The organism is Methylobacterium sp. P1-11, assembly GCF_008329595.1.
Classification (GTDB): domain Bacteria; phylum Pseudomonadota; class Alphaproteobacteria; order Rhizobiales; family Beijerinckiaceae; genus Methylobacterium.
In genome coordinates this window covers 1-626 of the sequence record NZ_NPKS01000116.1, presented here as the reverse complement: position 1 = coordinate 626, position 626 = coordinate 1, and the positions used below count along the sequence as shown (strand labels likewise).

The following is a 626-nucleotide window of genomic DNA, read 5'->3' as shown; positions in this document are numbered from 1 at the left end:
CCGCCGACGCGGATCACCGCGACGCCGCCCGCGAGCTTGGCCAGACGCTCCTGCAGCTTCTCACGGTCGTAGTCCGAGGTGGTCTCCTCGATCTGCGCCTTGATCTGCGAGATGCGGCCCTCGATGTCGGACTTCTCGCCGACGCCGTCGATGATCGTGGTGTTCTCCTTCTCGATGCGCACGCGCTTGGCGCGGCCGAGCATGGGCAGCGTCACGTTCTCGAGCTTGATGCCGAGATCCTCGGCGATCATCTGGCCCTTGGTCAGGATCGCGATGTCCTCGAGCATCGCCTTGCGGCGGTCACCGAAGCCCGGCGCCTTGACGGCCGCGACCTTCAGGCCGCCGCGCAGCTTGTTCACCACGAGCGTGGCAAGCGCCTCGCCCTCGATGTCCTCGGCGATGATCAGCAGCGGCTTGCCGGTCTGGACCACGGCCTCGAGCACCGGCAGCATGGCCTGGAGCGAGGACAGCTTCTTCTCGTGGATGAGGATGTAGGGGTCCTCGAGCTCGGCGACCATCTTCTCCGCATTCGTGATGAAGTACGGGGAGAGGTAGCCGCGGTCGAACTGCATGCCCTCGACGACGTCGAGCTCGGTCTCGGCCGTCTTGGCCTCCTCGACCGTGAT

Annotated in this window: 1 protein-coding gene; it reads right to left on the bottom strand. The window is 66.0% G+C overall.

What is annotated here, in order from left to right; all coding sequences use genetic code 11:
• A partial coding sequence (locus tag CIW48_RS32975; protein ID WP_281407427.1) for a TCP-1/cpn60 chaperonin family protein occupies positions 1–626 on the bottom strand: 626 nt, incomplete at both ends.